The 16018-nt window shown below is 54.4% G+C and carries 6 protein-coding genes, 1 pseudogene and 1 other annotated feature; of the genes and pseudogenes, 6 read left to right on the top strand and 1 reads right to left on the bottom strand.

The genetic code is table 11. From position 1 onward, the window contains the following. The 3 genes and pseudogenes from ASD46_RS23095 to ASD46_RS27235 all read left to right on the top strand — a co-directional run. The coding region (locus ASD46_RS23095) for a BID domain-containing protein (RefSeq protein ID WP_323455146.1) at positions 1 to 1944 on the top strand (1944 nt) is incomplete at its 5' end. 238 nt (positions 1945 to 2182) lie between these two features. Beyond that, positions 2183 to 3401, top strand: a pseudogene (locus ASD46_RS23085) (IS3 family transposase); the annotation flags it as partial. Then, positions 2458 to 2574, top strand: a sequence feature (AL1L pseudoknot). It overlaps the preceding pseudogene by 117 nt. A gap of 198 nt (positions 3402 to 3599) precedes the next feature. Then, positions 3600 to 4211 (top strand): hypothetical protein, encoded by a 612-nt coding sequence (locus ASD46_RS27235; protein ID WP_156390097.1) that lies wholly within the window; start codon positions 3600 to 3602, stop codon positions 4209 to 4211. A gap of 41 nt (positions 4212 to 4252) precedes the next feature. Here the strand turns inward: ASD46_RS27235 and ASD46_RS23080 are convergent, their stop codons facing one another. Further along, entirely contained in the window at positions 4253 to 5008 is a 756-nt protein-coding gene (locus tag ASD46_RS23080) for a hypothetical protein (RefSeq protein ID WP_060642784.1), read from the bottom strand. Positions 5009 to 6366: 1358 nt separating this feature from the next. On the opposite strand from ASD46_RS23080, the gene ASD46_RS23075 reads away from it, so the two are divergent. Genes ASD46_RS23075 through ASD46_RS23065 form a run of 3 tightly spaced genes read left to right on the top strand, consistent with a single transcriptional unit; the run spans position 6367 to position 15974 of the window. Beyond that, positions 6367 to 6891, top strand: a complete 525-nt coding sequence (locus tag ASD46_RS23075) for a hypothetical protein (RefSeq protein ID WP_060642783.1) — start codon at positions 6367 to 6369, stop codon at positions 6889 to 6891. Then, the gene (locus tag ASD46_RS23070) at positions 6878 to 7609 is read left to right on the top strand and encodes a hypothetical protein (RefSeq protein ID WP_060642782.1); all 732 of its coding nucleotides are present in this window, start codon (positions 6878 to 6880) and stop codon (positions 7607 to 7609) included. Before ASD46_RS23075 ends, ASD46_RS23070 begins: the two co-directional genes overlap by 14 nt. Next, a complete protein-coding gene (locus ASD46_RS23065; protein ID WP_156390095.1) occupies positions 7602 to 15974 on the top strand; it encodes a Hint domain-containing protein in 8373 nt (2790 codons plus the stop codon). The genes ASD46_RS23070 and ASD46_RS23065 overlap by 8 nt, the downstream gene beginning before the upstream one ends. Positions 15975 to 16018: the final 44 nt, after the last annotated feature.

Here is a 16018-nt window from a genome sequence, read left to right as displayed (position 1 = left end):
CCCTTCAGGGCGATTGCCGAGCACATTGGTCATGTCGAACTTTCCGGGATACGCCGCCAGCGCCATGATTGGCAGAGGCAGGCATCGGTAGCCTTTGCGACCCACAAGACGGCCGAGGGGCTGGCCGCCTATCGCGATCACGGCGACATCCTCTTTGCGGAAAGCCGCGACAAGGCGATGGCGCAGATCGTGCGTGATTATCTTGCCGATAACGAAGAGCATCCGCAAGGCACCCGGGTTGCCATGGCGCATCGCCGTGCCGATGTGCGCGCCCTCAATGCCGCCATCCGCTCCGAGCTTCAGAACAGACAAAGGCTGGAGCGCAGCCACGGGCTGGGCGACGATGTTGACCGTGGGGATGGTGAGGCCGGTCGCGAACTCACCTTCCAGACCAACAACCTCGAAAACAACCGCGACCTCGGCGTCAAAAACGGCATGCTTGGCACGGTCGAGCATGTGGAGCCGGGCAAGATCATCGCCCGGCTCGATGGTCGAGGTGGCGACAGTGTCAGCATTCCGACAGACAGCTATCAGGCGATCGACCACGGCTATGCGACGACGATCCATAAAAACCAGGGGGCGACAGTCGATCGCGCCTTTGTGCTGGCGTCGAGCAGCATGGACCGGCATCTGACCTATGTTGCCATGACAAGGCATCGCGACAGCGTGCAACTCTATGCAAACAGCCAGGAGTTCGCCAGGGCGGGCCGGCTGGTTGATCAGGGTGACGCGTTGGCGTACGAGCAGCTGACAAGCCGCCTGTCGCGTTCCGGCGCGAAGGAAACCACGCTGGATTACGTCAGGGACTTTGCCGAGCGGCGCGGGATCGCAAGCGATAGATGGATGGGGCAAGAGTTTGCGGTGAGAAGCGAGATCGAACTTGCTTCCGCCCGAAATGACCGTCAAGACGTCTTGTCCCGTGCGGCCCATCTGCAACGGGAGCAGCAGGATCGGCCATCAGAGCGTCAGCAGGTTTACGAGGAACGTGCCGGCGATCTGGCCGGCCCTGTTCGCAGCGAAGATCCTCGCAATCCGTTTGCCCGAACAATTGATGGCGATCGGCGCGACGACCGGACAGAGGACTATAAAGGATATCGCCGCATTCGGTGGTCCGACCTCATGTCGCAAAACGGCGCCGTCCCTGCCCCCACAGAAGCTGTCGGCCAGCAATTGCCGTTGGAAACCGGTAATCTCGCTCCGCTGGTGCCGGCGATCACGCGTCACGACCGCAGCATCGAAGAGGTGGCCCAGGAAAAAGCGATGTCCGTCATCGATCACAGGTTCGATACGGTTGAGTCCATCGCGCGGCACGTGTTCCGTGATTCGGTCGAGGTCGCGGCGAGACTGCGCACCGCGATGACCGAGAAGGAAGGCAATGGAAAAATCATGGCAAAGGCCATGGCCGAGCAGCCCGAGCGGTTCGGGGAACTACGCGGCAAGTCGGGTCTGTTCGGAAACAACAAGGAGCGGAAAGAGGCGCTGCAATATGCCAGGTCTTTGTCTGCCCATATCGGCTATGTCTCCGAGGCATGGCAGCGCCGGCTTGGAGAAGAGCGCGAGAGCGAACAATGGCAGCGCGAACAGCGTGATGTGATCGAGGTCCCTGCCCTCACGCCGCGCAGCGCCGGAATCATTGCCAAGGTGGAAAAGACGCCGGTCGAGAAGCGGAACCAGTTTATCTCGGAGATCCGCGCGTCACCTGAGGGCCGAGCCGCGCTCGATGAGGCCAAGCTGGTGGCCGAAGCGCTCACGCGGCGGTTTGGTAGTTCCGATCCTCACAGGTTCGCCGAGGAGCTTGCGGCACGCCCGGAGCTCGCAAAGCAGGCCGAGCAGATCAAGACGATCGCCCGCATGGTGGATCGTACACGCCATGCCGAGCTCAGCCATGACCATGCGCTGAGACGGCGACTTGACCGGTCGCAGGGGCTTGGGTTGAGCCGTTAGTAATCGATCTAAGCCCTTCATCGCTGCAACAATCCTGGCAGCTTTGGAGCGCGTGACTGCAAGGTGAGCTCACGGGCGCAATAGGCGCGAAAGTCAGAGTGAAAAGTGCCATTATGGCAAATGTGAAATCCTGATGCCGCACGTCGGCAATAGTTGGTAGCGCGAAATGGCACGCTTCGTCAGCACAATGAACCGCACCGGGTTTGCCGGAGACCCCAACTGGTGAGAAGTAGGGTCTATGACAAGCAAAACGACGAACAAGTTTTCTCCTGAAGTTCTTGCCCGTGCCGTTCGGACGGTGGCGGAGCATGAAGCCGAATATCCCACCCGTTGGGCGGCTGTATCATCGATAGCGGCCAAGATCGGCTGCTAGACGCATACCCTCCATGAATGGGTGAAGAAGGCCGCGGTCGATAGCGGCAAGCGTGCAGGTTTGCCAAATGACGTGGCGAATAAGATGAAGGCTCTGGACCGCGAGCTTCGTCAGGCGAATGAGATTTTACGCAAAGCCTCGGCGTATTTTGCCCAGGTGGAGCTCGATCGCCCACTGAAGCGATGATTTCCTTCATCGACGAACACCGCTCGGTACTCGGGGTCGAACCGATCTGCAGGCTGCTGCCGATTGCCCCGTCCACTTATTATGAGGTTATCGCCAACCGCACGGACGTGAACCGCCTATCGGCCCGCGAACGGAATGATATTGCCATGAAAGTCGAGATTCGCCGGGTGTTCAACGAGGATTTCCAGGTCAATGGCGTGCGGAAAGTCTGGCGACAGTTGCAGCGAGAAGGCTTCGATGTCGCTCGCTGCACCGCGGCAAGGATCATGAGAATGATGGGGCTTCAAGGCGTCATTCGCGGCAAGCCTGTCAAAACCACCGTGTCGGACGGGTCTGGCCCATGTCCGCTCGACCGCGTCAATCGCCACTTCAAGCCTCCAGCACCGAACATGCTGTGGCTTTCCGACTTCACATACGTGGCGACCTGGCAGGGCTTCGTTTATCTTGCGTCCGTCATCGATGCCTTCGCTCGCCGCATCGTCGGTTGGCGAGCAAGCCGGACGGCCCATGCGCGCTTTGTGCTCGATGCCCTCGATCAGGCGCTTCATGATCGGCGGCACGTTCATCGCGGCGGGCTGGTTTATCATTCCGACCGCGGCTTGCAATACCTGTCCATTCGCTATTCCGAACGACTGGCCGAGGCGGGCATAGAGACGTCTGTCGGAAGCGTTGGTGACAATTACGACAACACCCTCGCCGAAACGATCAACGGTCTTTACAAGGCCGAAGTCATCCTTCGACGGGGACCGTGGCCCAACTTCGAAGCCGTGGAGTTCGCCACGCTCGAATAGGTCGATTGGTTCAACACCGCCGCCTTCTTGAGCCCATCGGAAACATTCCGCCCGCCGAGGCTGAAGAACGGTACTACACCATGCTGGACCTGCCAGCCATGGCCGCATGTCGGTCGGTCATACCGCGTTCTTCCGCCGTTGCCCGGGTGAATTCTATTCCCCCAAACAGAACCTTGCCATCATATCCGCCGCCGCCCTTCGGTCTCGACTTCTTGAGGTAGTTCGCCCATCGCATGATGCGCCGGGACAAATCCTGAATCGCCTTCCGGAGATCGCCGAACGCAGGGACAGGCTCGGCACATGTCATGACGGCGTACCTGAAAAACCTTGAACTCTTGTGTCCGATCATGAACAACTTCAATCCATTCACCATCGGCCTGCGATCGTGGGCCGCGATAGTCGGCAGGAAGCGGCACGCCCGGTATGATGCCATCGTTTCCACGATCCCGGTGACTGCCGATATCAGCGTTACCTCACCGTCGCGGGTCACGTCGATGCCAGCCCGTGTCAGCGCCGACACGATGCGCTCCGTCTGCTCTCTCAGCCGCTGCGTGGCGCTGGCCCGCTTGGCCCACGCGACCGGATCGAGCATCCAGCCGGTATTCGAGCGCAGGACCTTGCCATGTGTCTTGCGGGCAGGATCGTTCGCGGCATCCATGATGATGGCACGCGCTGCGGCAGCGTCCGCACGCCGTCTCGTCAGGTCAGACGGGGCGTTGTCAACAATTTGGTTTGGAAAAACGTGGTTCTGGGCGGCTTCGGATGGTGAATATCCGAGCCCGGGGCTCAAACGACCGTCAAATGGGTCTTCACAAAATCACGGCCATTGTTCATCACTATTGAACGCTCTCCAAAAAAGCCGCCGAGGGTGCCAGCCCAATGTCAGCGGCTTTTTCTATGCTCACCTGACGACGTGATCGGGTCAATTTCTCATCTGATAGGACTTGGAAGTAGAATGCTACGAAGTGGCCTCAATTATCAGTGCCGATCCCCCCATTGCCCGAGCAGCCTCCTTAAGCCTTCGTTTCTTCAGAGCCTTCGCCACAGGGAGAAACCTTGTACCGTTCTTCTCTGTAATCTCGGGATCACCGATAGAGCAATCGACAAAGTCAGCGACAAGCCTGCCGATGCTGACTTTAGTCTCGTCCGCACGAAGACGCTTCGTTCCAACCGTTATTGGGTTTCGGTACACGAAAAGGCCGTTTCTCGCGTAGATAAATGCATATGAATGTTCTGTTACGCCATTCATGATTCTGCATTTTTCAAATAAATCCTCTAAACTAGTATAATGAAAATCTTCTTTCCACCTCTTTGCTTGCGCCAATAAACCCTTCTTAGGCTCCAATCCATCAATTCCATCCGACTCAAAGAAAAACAACATATCCGCTCCAGTTATTTTTTCTTCCGATCCTCGCCCTTTTCTTTTCATTGGGCGGCCGTCCATGTAATACTCATTTCTTCCATCGATGGAAGACGATTTTAATTTTATATCTTCTTGACTTGATGTGAAATACATTCCGTGAGATGGCTTTGGCTTTAGCCTCAAACTGTAATTGTTGACGACTTGGGATATGTCATTGACAATAAGCTGAGAAAAATCCTCCTCTTCAACAACCATATCTTGGATGTACATCCTATCAAGCAGGGCTTGCACTTTCTGATCGATTTTACTGGCTAAGTCTGCAAGACCATCATTGTCGAAAACTCGTGACATCCACACCTCTCTAGTTTTGCGCGCAACCTAGAGAGGAAATATTACTTTTTCATCATCGTAAGCGACTTAAATTTTTATCGGCCAAACTGAAGCCGCGACATAATTGTTGACACCCCCACAAACTGCCCCCACATTGTTGACGCGACGTCGAGCAAAGCATTGAAATACAATAGGATTCCCGAAGGTCAGTCCGGCTCCAGGTTCCCCAGCCAATCTTTCTTTATCTATGTTTTTCAAGCGTTTAACCGGTTCGCGCCGATGTCAACCGGAACAGTTTTTCGCTTCACTTTTCCGGATCACGGCTACAACGGATATCGTAGCCGATTTGAGGCCGCGTGCGGATTAGCGGCTCGCGGAAAAGATGCGCAAAGAAGCGAACATTCGCTACCGCGCAATCCTGATGGCAGCGTTTGCGCCAGGCGGTCGTCCTCGCAGCGAAGTCGCCGGTTTACGCAAAGAGCAGTTCGCCGTCGAGTCGCCGATCTAGCACGGCGACGGCCCCTCTCTTGTCGCCCACATTGCTCGTACCAAGACGTCGGTGACGGATCACAACGCGGTCGTTTATCTCACGGGCCAGCCGGTCGAGGCGCTTGATGCCTGGTTGGCAACCGCTAGGATCTAGGTCGGAAGCATCTCCCGAAATATCAATCGTTGGGATAATGTCACACCGGCCTCTCGACCCAAAACCTGTCAACGATATCCTCAAACAATGGACCACACTGGCCGGGCTGGAGGCTTCGGAGTTCTTCGAATGGCTATGGTCGAGATGTCTCACCAAAGCTGCAAATCGCGGCATCCCCTTGCCCCGGAGCAATGGAACGACTGCCCCAATGTCTGCCTAACACAGACGTCGAGTTACTAAAATAGCGTCACGCGTAGCACCAGATGGCTTGGAAGGTTAAACTAGTACTCACTCGTATAATATCATGCCAATCGCCCTATTTTACACTATCTTAAAATATTTTTAATCGATAAGCTAACACCATTCATCTTATATTTCACTGATGACCAACCCGCATAATAGTTACCTCTATGATTCTCGCGGTCGCAATCGAGAGCAAGCACTTGTTTTCTCGTATGCAGCATACCACCGGACAATTGACTCAAGATGAGGCTGGTTAAAATGAACACCAAACCACACCAAAGTTCAATTCTCAGTTGACGAAATCATGCACAATGCTATCGATGAATTCGCGGTGATTTTTCGGGGGCGAAATGGATCAGCAAATTTTTCTTGGCAGCGGGGATGATCGTGCGCGGTGGGTGCGTTTTTGTGGACCTATCGGTCGAGAGTGTCGGCTATCCAGCAGGTTTGTCGCAATATCGGACGCGCCACAATCAAATGAAGGCCGCTCCGTATGACCCTCCGCGATCATAGTTTGGCTGAAAACAGTAATCGCACGAATTCGGAAAAAAAGAGCATCAAGGTTCGCCTTCTTGAAAAGGACGACACACCCGCAGTTCGTGAAATCATGAAGCAACACCACGCTTCGACGGTGTTTCGTGACCAGGAATTTTCTGACTGGAAGCTTAACGAACACTTCAATCTCATTCTGTCCCGACCGCCACGCATGGTGTGCCCCGTTGTTACGCTGGACGGGAAGCCTGTCGGTGTTACTTGGGCAATTGCCGACAGCTACATGTTAAGCGATGGGCCGATGTTCGTGACCGTCCAGGTCATCGCGGTGGATTTGTCATTGCCACCCGTACGTCGCGCCAAGGTGTTCCTCGCTCTGGTCGCGGCTATTAAAAAGTGGGCAGCCTCTCTGAATGCCAGCCATTCATTTATACACGTGACGACCGGCACGCGCATAGAGGCCACCGACCGATTGATGAGATCCGCAGGGGCGAAATTCATCGGGGGCACGTATGCGTTGGTATAAGCGGTTGCGCTTTTGCAGCCTCTCGGTTTCGGCAAAGATTTTTTTTACTTGGTTCGTCGCTGGCGTTTGCTGCTGCCTAATAAGCAACCGCGCCTACGCATCGGGCCCCGACAATATAGCCTCAACCAATGCAGTCCTCGAGTCATACATTCTGCGCGCGGCCAAAAAAGGATCTTTCGACTACAGGTCCCATACTTTTATTAACATTAGAGCGGGAAGTGGCAGTGAATCATTATTTGAATATATATCCCACTGGTACAAATTCTATGCAGAGTTTTTTAATTTTACGCAGGATCCAAATAGAAATAATATTGCAATACTCATCGGAAAAGACGTTTTGAAAGAGGCAAAATCTGGTAAAATCACAGGTTTTGGATCTAACTTTGGTGTTGTAAATAGTCATTACGACTATTGCTACGTCGGCGCGATAAATGAAAATAATTCCAAGGACATTTATTATGAAGCCTCAATTTTGATTGACCCAAGCATGGGTGGCGATACACGAGAATGCCTCTTAGAATCTTTTGTAAGGCTTTTTGGATTCCATTTTTCTCTGACGTTGTTCGTTAAGGCGAACCCCCTCTACTATAACGCGATTTCCGAGAAGTCGATAGATGAAGCGCAACTAAAAGCATTTCAGATTAGAGAGAAGTGCCTGTCTTCCGTTGAAACCCCCGATTTCGAAGTCTGTGTCCGGAAGGAACTACAAGATGACTGACCGCCAAACCGTTTCGATAACAAATGCCAACATGATCGACCCTACCCCAATGAACAACTGGGCCGGCTTCACTATCTCGGGATCAGTTGGCCCATATCAATTTGGTATCGGCAAGGACCAAGGCGGATGGTATGCACGGCCTGAATTCAACGCGGAGATCCAGGCAGAGAGGGGTGGGTACGGTGTAAAATATGATCCTGTCACGGGGAAAACGACCCTGTCAGCGCCCACTGGTTTTTTGGCCGCTATGGAGGCAGACCGAAAGAGCTACAAAGGTAGCGTGGGTTTTGAAATTGGTAGTCCGGTTTTCGGCGGCAGCGTGTCCTTCGACTGGGGCCGCGTCGGTCAACCTATATCCATCAATGGCACTTCATATTTTCGCGTTGGGCCCGATACTGTTATGAGAAGTGTGCCGACGACCGCGGTTGGCCCCTTCGGGCGCGTCATCGAAGTAACAACTTATAAAGAAGTGGCGCCGAACCAATACATCAAGGTGAACACACAACATACCTGGATGAATGCCCAAGCCCAAGCTGAGATGGGCGTTCTTGTGCATGGAAACGATACTTACACAAGAACTGCAAAATGCTTTCCTGGAAATGTTCTGGTTTCCCTGTCAGATGGCAGTGAGACGGAAATCTCCAATGTGCGAGTTGGGGATAGCGTCTTAGCTTTCGACCCATCATTGAACGGTGGTAGAGGTGACCTGGTTCCACGAAGAGTGACGCGCGTTTTCCGAAACGCAACGCAGGAGTGGTATCGGCTAAGTTGGTCGGGTCGTTCCGGCCCAAAAGAGTTGGTGGTAACTCCAGGGCATCATTTTCTTGATCAATTCGGAGCATTTCCCCAAATCGAGGAAATGATCGAAGCAGGAAAAGCTACGGTCGTTCTGGCATCTGGCGAACTTGTTGATGTGGTCGCCAAAAAGATTGTCTATTCCGCCGAAACAGCCCATTTGTTTGAGCGAGCAGCGATCATGAGCCTGGCCGCTGGCAACACTGCGCTTGAACCAATTGAGACAAATTCCTGGCAAACCTACAATTTTGAAGTCGAAGGCCTTCACACATATGTCGCAGGCGGTATCCGGGTACACAACATCTCAGATGATATTGCCCATAACGGAATGGGCGTCGATGACTTTGGTCTTTTTGCTGTCGCTTACAATGTAAGAGGTTATGGCGACACGTCGATCAGCAGCAATGCGCTTAACAACTACTACGATGCGATGGGCGGCGCTAAGGGCTACGCGGGCACGGCAATCGGCTGGGGCCTAACTAGTGCTTTGGCTGCACAGGCGACGTACGGCAATGCATTTAAAACGCAGTCTGTTTTCGAAGTCGCCTATCAAGAAAAAGCCGGTAAATATTATAGTCCAGATCTAGCGGCATATCTGGGATACAGTGCGCGCCAATATGCGCCAACAGCAGGAATTGGCTCAGCACATGAAGCCCGTTTCAATGAATCGCTCGGGCCTGCCAGATATGGTGAAAAAGTTGGCTCTCCAGAACACATCGCTGACAGAGCTTTTGCAGCTGGATACGGTTTCCTAGAGGCGTATGCCGCGCAAGCAAACGTCTCGATATATTCGGACCAGGCATACCGCGCGTTGGAGAAGCACACTCAGCAAAATAGGGATAGGCTGGGTGCTTCCGGCAAGGGCGGAGGTGCCGAAAGCCAGTCCGGCAAATCGAAATCCGAAGGCAAATCAGGCTCTTCCGGTAGCTCGGGCAAGCCGGTTCTCCTCGACCTGAACGGAGACGGCCGCCTTGATCTGAACGATCAAACCAACTCGGATATCTTCCTCGATATCGGCGGCGATGGTTACAAGCGCCGAACATCATGGGTGGGCGGCGGCGATGGCGTTTTGATGATCGATGCCGACAATGACGGAACCATTTCGTCTCGTAAGGAGATCGTCTTCACAGAGTGGAGCCCGTCGGCCGGTTCAGACATGCAGGCGCTTCGCCAGGTTTTCGATACAAACCAGAATGGCAAGCTCGATGCCGGTGACGCGCAATGGTCGCAGTTCAAGATCATGCTGACCAACGCCGATGGCACTGTTACACAAAAGAGCCTTGCGGAGCTGGGTATCGAATCCATCGATCTTTCGATCGACGAAACCAGGATCGATTTTGATGGTGGTTCCTCAATTGACGGGCAGACGACCTTCACCCGGACAAATGGTCAGACGGGAACCGCGGCGACCGCGACACTGAAGCACGACGACAACGGTTTTGTGGTCTCCGAGACGAAGACCATTGACGCGTCGGGCAATGTCACTATCATCACGAAGGCGCATGACAAGGATGGGCGGCTCGCTTCGGAAACGACGAGAACCACAAGTGCCAACGGCCTTGATGTAACGATGCGGTTCGATGACAATGGGGATAGCGTCGTTGATCGCGTCCTGACCGACGTGACAGCCATCGGCCAGGTTGGTGCGCGCACCCGCGTTGAAACAATGCGAAGCGGCGGAGGAACCCTGCTTTGGTCAAAAACGTCGGACATCAGCGCAGATGGCAAGACCACGATCATCAGCCGTGACGAACTCGGTGGCGGCTATACCACCGAACGGGAAACACGCGTCATCGGCAGCGACAACAGCCTGACGACGACGATTGCCCAACTCGCTCAGAACGGCAATGTGATCAGCCAGACATCCAGCGCTCTCAGCGCTGACCGGTTGAGCCGCACGTCTTATATTGATGCAAACGGCAATGGCCAGAACGAGCGAATAACCGAACATCAGACAATCCGGTATGCAGATGGGGGCCGTTTCGAGCGCGATCTGACCTGGGGCGCAGACTGGTCGTTGTTGCGAAAGGAAGAGGTCGCGATCTCCGCCGACAATCTGGCGCAAACGCGGTTTGTGGACCTCGACGGTGACGCTATATGGGACAATACATTTACCAGTGCCGTTTCTCGCAATCAGGCGGGCGATACTACCGTTCGCGAAACATCGTTCTCGCGTGATGGTGCGAAATTTGCGGATATCGAGACGACCGCTTCTGCAGATGGATTATCCCGTAGTATTCGGGAAGACGCCAATGGTGACGGCACATTTGAACGCTCGGTGACCGATATTACGTCAATATCTTCCGATGGTACGAAGACGACCACGGTTACTGGGTACAGCGCAGTGGGTCACCTTCTGTCGCAAACTACGGAACAGAGGCATGCTGACGGTCTTACTGGCAGCAATACCGTCGACTCCAATGGAGATGGTCACACAGATCAGCTCATTACGGTGGCGAGAACCGCTGACGGTACGATCACTGAAACAAACAGGATACTTTCTGCTGATGGCTCCGTAGCTTCGGAGACCATCAAGGAGACCAGTGCCGACGGGTTGGTCTCGACGTCGAAACTTGACCGTTACGGTCGCGGACAATTTGACGAAATCACATTGAGCAACCTCGTAAGGCAAGCGGATGGCAGCTCGACAAGAACGCTCGAAAAACGCTCCGCAAATAGCACGCTTTTCAATCGTATCGTCGAATACAGCAATGCCACGGGCCTCTCTACGTCAAAATCCGCGGACGTTGATGGAAACGGCAGTTTCGACCAATTGATCAGCGCGAACAAGACGCACAATGCCGATGGCAGCGAAACGCTTATCACCGAAAACAGAAGTGGCGACGGAACACTCATCTCGAAAGAGGAAAATTGGGTTACCGCAGACAAACGTGGAAAGCTCGTTCGGACTGACAGTGACGGTGACGGCAACATCAATATCGAGATCGGCAGCACGATCGGAGCTGATGGCGGTGAATTCGTCGAAAACCGCTCTCTTACAAATACCGGCGTCCTTCTTTCGCGAACCACGACCGTCACGTCGGCCAACAAGCTCAACATCTACCAGACAGTCGATCTCGACGGCGACGGTATCATCGACCGCGTTCATAACCAGTATACCGACCTTCCAGCCGACGGCAGTTCCTATACCTCGCACACGACATCGGCAAACGACGGCTCCGTTATTCGCCAGGACGTGAAATGGGTATCCGGCAACGGGATGAACGAATCCAGCCAGTCGGACCTCAACGGTGACTGGGTCGTTGACGAAACCACTAACAAGAATACCGCAGTCGAAGATGATGGCACGGTTCGAATCATCGAAACGAAGCTGTCTGGAACCAGCATTGGATCCCGCTCGACCGTCAGGACCTCGGCAAACGGCCTGATCTCAACCATTGAGCAGGACTTTGACGGCAACGGCGCGGTCGATGATATCACCACAACCACAAAATCTCTCCTCAGCAATGGGGCAGTGGTCGAGACCGTCGCAAAGCGCTCCGGAAACAGCACTCTCGTTTCCTCGACCAGCAAAACCACCAGTTCTGACGGCATGTCCATCGTCCAGCTGGAGGATGTCGATGGGGACGGCATAACGGACTATCGCACCGAGCAGACGATTGCCGCTTCCGGCAATACGTCCCTTGAGGTGAAAGAACTCAGTCAGAATGGCGAGCTCCTTTCCCGAACCGCAACGACAACGCCGCGCGGCGGACTGTCTTCGACGCAGGTCATCGACAGTGATGGAGACGGTATCGTCGATGAGACGAGGACATCCAACACGACGATTGACGTTTACGGCGTCAAGACAACACAAACATCCCGCTACCAGGGCAGTTCGACGCTGCTGGAACGCGCGACGGTGACGGAAACCGCCAATGGGCTTTCGAAAAGCACCGTTTACACTAACGGAAACGCCACCACGCTGCGGAGTGTCAACGAAACCACCGAGATTCTGCAAAACGGCTCGACCAGACAAACGACCGAGATCCGTAAGAGCGATCTTTCGCTTGAAAGCAAGACCGTTGTTCTGACATCGGGTGACAAACAATCGATCGTGACATCCGTGGACGTCGATGGTGACGGCAAGATCGATCACTCCCTCAACCAGGAACTGCTCGACAACGGCGTATCGCGGCAGACTTTTATTGAGATGCGACCGGACGGCATAACGGCTGATCGCAGCAAGACGGTTGAGACGAGCGGTAACAAACTTATCGAGACGTCAACGTTCGACACGAACGGCGATGGCGGTTCCGACGCCCGCATTATCAAAACGAAATCGCTGAACCCGGACGGCGGTGCCACGACGACGACCGACTACCAGGCCAATGTGAACGGCAGCTGGGTCACGAAGGGCAAGGAAGAGCATTCCGAAAGCGGGAACGGTCTTACACAAACCACGTCCTGGAATGACGCCGGTGGTTCGGGTTGGACGGCCAGCCGGAACATGACCCAAAGTCTGCATGCCGATGGCTCGCGAACCGCAGTTGAAACATGGCAGGCCGCAGCGGCAACCGTTAGACGCACAGAGACGACAGTCTCTGCCAATGGCATGGGGAAGACCGTGCAGGTCGACGCCGATGGAAACGGCTCCGTCGACGAAAAGATGGTCACGAACAAAAGCTTTAACGCTGATGGCACGATCGTGGAGACGTCCCGTACCACGGGCGTGAGTGACGCACTTCTTTCCCTCGTGAGCGTGACCACAAGCGCGGATGGTTTGACGACAACGACGAGCAGCCAATCGACCCTCGTACCCGCGGCGACGAGAATAACAGTCCGGTCATTGCGAGAAAGAGCCGACGGCTCCCAGGTTGAAACGGCGACCGTTCGTGATGGCAGCAATGCGATCATCGAGACTATCACGGCGGAGACATCGTTCGACAAGCGTCTACTCGTCACCAAGCGTGATCAAAACGGCGATGGCACAGTCGACCAGATCGAAGAGACACAGGGGATGATCGATGGTCGCGAGATCACGACCATAACCAACTTCCGTACGCCGGGGACGGTTTCGAGCAAGAGCGTCGATACCGTTTCCGCCGACCGCCTTGCCCGGATCATAGAGATCGACAAGAACGGTGACGGCGTCTTCGACACCAGAAAGACCCTGAAAAGCTACCTTTATGCTGACGGCAGCAAGGAGGTAACGACAACCGAGCTGGAACTGGCGAACGGCAAGACACGCTCGACCAGCAAAAGCACCACAAGTGCTGATGGCCGCCGCTTCTTCGAGGAAACAGACATCGATGGAAACGGATCGATCGATCAAACTGTCGAGGAGACATCGCTCGCCTCCGGCGCACGGGTGACGAAAGTCACCAACACAGCAGCTGCCCGCAAATCCGCCTATATGCGTTTTGGTGAAATCTACTGGAATAATGCTATAGCGGCGACGACGGAAACGACCGTCGACGCCAGCCAGATGACCAAAACCACCAGGCTCGATCAGGACGGCGACGGTTATTTTGAAACTGTCATGAAAACCTCGACGTTGATCGATGGCAGCGTCAAAACCGCGATTACCGAGACCAAGGCGGACGGTACGGTCAAGGCCAATGGCTCGTTCCGCACGAGCCACGACGGCTCTGCGACCGTCCTTGAAAAAGACAGCGACAACGATGGTGTGGTCGACTACATCGAAACCTCGATCAGGATGACGAGCGGTGCTGTTGTCCAGACGGCGGTCACCAAAAACGCAGCTGGCGTCGACACGGAAACCCGTACGACCAACGTTGACGCTTTCGGAAGTATTCTGACGAGCATCGCGTGGGACGGATCCGGCAGGAAGATTGCCGAGCAGACCAAACTTGCCGACGGTACTTCGACTAGAGTGACCTATGTCGCTGACTCCGGCCTTGTCAAAAGCAGTGAAGTTCTCGACAGCTTCAACTTCCTGAAGAGTGCCACTCTTTATGATCGGGCCAATGCCGAAGCATGGTCGCGTGTCGAGCAGACCTATGACGCGGAAGAGCGCAAGACACTTGAAAAGCAATTTATGGACGACGGTACCTCCGTTACGATCTCCTTCGTTGTCGAGACCGGTGCTCAGATCAAGGCTCAGTACTTCAATGCATCTGGCATCAGGACGGGCTTGACCGATTTCGATACGGGCAACACCGAGGTCTGGCGTGAGGTCCATCGCACGTTTGATGCACAGGGCAGAACGCTAACTCAGATTAATCTCTATGATAATGGGACGAAGACCGAATACACATTCGATGTCGCGAACGCACAGGCTTGGTCGCGCTACATAAACGAGTTCGACAGTGCCGGGCGTCACTACTATGCGCATCAACTGAATGACGATGGTTCAACTTATGTCACGACAATAGACGCTGTAAATTCGCAATCCTGGTCAAGAATTGGACAGTCGTTCGATGCTGCGGGACGCCTTCAGTTCCAGGTGGAGTATGGTGATAATGGCTACCGGTGGGAGTACACATACGACCCGCTGAACGCTCAGCCTTGGCAGCGATACACCAATGTTTTTGACAATGCGGGGCGACATTATTACGCCAATCAGCAAAACGACGATGGCAGTTCGTTCGCGATCGATTTTGACGTCACCAACTCTCAACCCTGGTGGCGACATGAGCAAACCTGGGATGCGGCAGGCCGGCGGACTGTATTCACTTTGGTTCATGACAACGGAACCAGAACGACCACTATCTATGATGTGTTGGGAAATCAGTATTGGAGCCGGATCGAGCAAAGTTTTGACGGCGCGGGACGAATTACTCAGCAATTGGACTTTATTGACGACGGAAATCAAGACAAGACCGAATTCGACGTCAACAACAGGTACAATTGGTACTCAAAGACCGTGTACGGTGGATGGAGGATGGGATCAACAAGATTCCGAGAAGATTATGACGACGGTACTTACAAAATATTTCAGGATGCAGGCGCGGGTTATTCAACTCGTTGGTTTCACTACGACCGATACGGAAATCTCATCGATCAAGGCGGTGGCGAAGACAATCACAGTCCAGTGATGTTGGATCTTGATAACGATGGCCATATCGATTTGAGGCCAATCGACCTCAACAACGGGGAACTTCATGCGGATTCGCCACAGTTCGATTGGAATGGAGACGGCCTGGCTGATGTAACTGCCTGGGCCGGCCCACAGGATGGTTTCCTCGCTATCGACCTTGCAGCGGATGGGGCCGCTGGTCCCGATGGCGTGATCAATCAGGCAAAAGAACTCGCCTTCACCCTCTGGCCGACGGAAGAACAAGGTTCCACGGATTCTGATCTGGAGGCCGTACGGCTCGTCTTCGATACGAACCATGACGGTTTGCTCAGTGCCGAGGATGCTCGCTGGAGCGAGTTCCGCGTCTGGCAAGACATCAATCAGAACGGAATTAGCGAGGCTGGCGAGCTTTCGACCCTTGATCAGCTCGGCATCAAATACATCAATCTGATCCCGACCGCTGATGGGGCGCAGAGCTTCGCTGATGGCTCAGCCATAACGGGAACCAGCTTCCTCGAAAAGGTCGATGGTCAAACCCGTCTCGTCGGCGACGTCAGGCTGGCATACCAGCCGTCCTCGCCGGCCTGATAAACCTTTCCATTTTTACCTCACGCGGATTTGCAGGCACCTGC

Source organism: Rhizobium sp. Root491, assembly GCF_001427205.1.
Lineage (GTDB): Bacteria > Pseudomonadota > Alphaproteobacteria > Rhizobiales > Rhizobiaceae > Agrobacterium > Agrobacterium tumefaciens.
This window is presented reverse-complemented; position numbering and strand designations above follow the sequence as displayed.

Coding starts and splice junctions, on each gene's coding strand:
- ASD46_RS27235 (WP_156390097.1), top strand. CDS start 3,600: ATGACGGCGTACCTGAAAAACCTTGAACTCTTGTGTCCGATCATGAAC.
- ASD46_RS23080 (WP_060642784.1), bottom strand. CDS start 5,008: ATGTCACGAGTTTTCGACAATGATGGTCTTGCAGACTTAGCCAGTAAA.
- ASD46_RS23075 (WP_060642783.1), top strand. CDS start 6,367: ATGACCCTCCGCGATCATAGTTTGGCTGAAAACAGTAATCGCACGAAT.
- ASD46_RS23070 (WP_060642782.1), top strand. CDS start 6,878: ATGCGTTGGTATAAGCGGTTGCGCTTTTGCAGCCTCTCGGTTTCGGCA.
- ASD46_RS23065 (WP_156390095.1), top strand. CDS start 7,602: ATGACTGACCGCCAAACCGTTTCGATAACAAATGCCAACATGATCGAC.